Source organism: Vibrio sp. D173a (assembly GCF_030248475.1).
Genome location: NZ_JAHGAH010000242.1, coordinates 1 through 2,503 on the forward strand (window position 1 = coordinate 1; position 2,503 = coordinate 2,503).

Consider the following 2,503-nt stretch of genomic DNA (forward strand, 5'->3'; position numbering starts at 1 on the left):
ATAACGGAAAGGTCATCAAAGCGGCAGACGACTTACACTCGATTGAGAGTGAATCGATTGAAGCCGTTGTCAACACCACGAAAACCATCGACACGGTCGAGCCATTCATGAACGAAGTGGCGGGCGTGATTGAGAATGTCATTCCGATTTATCCGGTGCGCTATGGCTACGCAAACTTCTTTGATGAAGTGATGCCAGCGCAAGCCCCGCCGAGCATGTTAGAAATGAGCGGAGCTACCGGGCTGAAAGACACCGGTGGCTATCTGCTTCGCCTTCTGCGTGAGGGTTGGTTGTACATCAAAGAAGAGAGCGAAGAAGAGACCGCGCCTTTCCACATATTCAAATATGCGCAAACCCAAACGCCGACCGGTGTGATTGAAAAGTTTGAGAAATACTATTTCACCAATGAAGAAAACGCTCAAGAGGGATTAACACTCGATACCTCATCGGGCTCCACGTTCTACCCTTTTGCGTTTGTGACGCCGAAAGCGAGAAAAATTTCCATCGTCTACTCTGAGCACGAATGGTCTGCCGCCATCATTGATAACATGAACAGCGATGAAGAGTTGCGCAAAAAAGCGATGCAGCAAGTGGATTTGACTGCGCCGCAAACCGACTTTAGCCAAGCGGCTACACAAGATAACCTCAGCGCCTTGGTGGAAGATTATCGCCGTAGCGATGAAAAATGGCTGGCTCTTGAGAACAACAGTCAAGCCAATCCGATGGGGCTCGATGTGTTCACAACGGAAAATAACCACTACCTCTCCCCTTTAGGGATAGTGGAAACCATGCAAAAAAGTCACAGTGAAAAGAAAGATGGCACCTTAGTTGCGCTCTTCGATCCCGTTGGACGACAGAGTGACATTGCCTTCGTTCTTTCGATGTTGTTTGGGATTGAACAATCCGACCAAGCCAGTGAAATGTACCCGAAAACCATTGGTGAGTTCATTTTACAGCTCAACCACGGCTCGTCAGATGATGCGCAAATACAAGCGGCCATCAACGAGAATATCGATGTGGCAGCGCTGACGGAGTTCTATCAACAAAGCCGTGAAAAGAGCGAAGCGCTCAGTGCGTTGCGAGTCGAATATTTGGAGTTATTTTCAGCGTTTGCTTACCGAGATTTGGCAGATGGCGCCATCGGCTCACTCGATGGCTATCTGGAGCTGTTCTTTGATTCTCAAAGCGCCGTGGAGCCTTTTAAAGAGCTGCAAAAGCTCAACGCGACCATGTCAGCCATGTTCGGTAGCCTTGGCGCCACAAAAGAAGGCCATAATGCCGTTGTTAGCATGATTAATGCGGCTTACGAAGAAGGGGCAAACAATACCTATCTCACGTTTGAAGAGAAACTGAAGCTTATCTTGCTCCAGTGCCAAGATAACGTGGATTGGGCAAAGCTGGCCACAGAACTGGCGGAAACTACACCGAATGTCTTTCAGTTTCTCTGGAGTTGGACTGCCGCAGTCGCAAAATATGGCCAAGGTCATGTGGTTAACTCTGCGCTGCAATTAAGGCCGGTGGCGTATTCTGGGTTGCTGAACTTTATTCCTGTCTTTTTCGAAAAAGGTTTTGGGATCAAAGAACTCGATGGCACCGTCAGAGTAACGCTTGATGAGTTGGGTCGCATCTTAGCGAAGAACATCGACTCCAATGGAAACAATCATTTCCCAATGTTGAAAGCGCAAAGTGCCTTACCATTTGCCCGAACGCTTATCACTTGGGGAAAGCGAGAGAAAGCCGTGACGTTACCAGATTGGGAAAAAGTCGCGAAAAAATCCCCACTGCCCACGCTCACGATGCCGAACTACAGCCATCGTTACGTGGACTATGAAGCTGAGACCACTCAGGCCTTACTCGGAAAGACACTTGATGGCGCCCTGTCGATGCTTTCTTTAAGGGCCAATATTGACGTGTTAATGCAATTAACGCAAATCAATGGATTTGAGCAAGCAGATCCAACCACTCCCCACAACTGTGTGGCGCCAACGCAAACGTTGTCAACGGCCGTCGCGGCGATCTCTGCTGCAATTGTCGATAAAACGGGTGCGCAGCGCGCGCAGTTATTACTGGCGAACAAAGCGTTAAATTCTCGCTATTTTTATTTTGCCGTTCGGATGGGGCTGCCTTCCTTACTCGCTGCTGCCACCAAAGGTGGGGCTAAATTAGCCAGTGCGAAGATAGATACAAAACTGGATCATATGAAAGCTGCAGACTATGCGGCAAATTTAACTCGTTTGATTGCGGTGTCTAATCTCGCGCTGTTAGTGTCGTCCACCGCTGAAGCCGTAGACGCCTATGATTCAGGAAATCGAGGCTTGATGTACGCGAACATCAATAGAATGATAAGTTACTCTATGTTTGCTGCTGGTCCTATCTTAACCATGCGCAGTATTTCTTCAGCGACGATACAATCTGGTTACTTTGCCTTGATTGGTTTTGCGCTCTTACTCGTTGCGGAGGGAATGAAGGTCAAATACAGCAAGTCAGCGCTCGAAAACCTGCT

Annotated in this window: 1 protein-coding gene; it reads left to right on the forward strand. The window is 48.5% G+C overall.

The window, feature by feature from the left end; genetic code table 11:
* The coding region (locus KIV40_RS21735) for a toxin VasX (RefSeq protein ID WP_375164875.1) at window positions 1-2,503 on the forward strand (2,503 nt) is incomplete at both ends.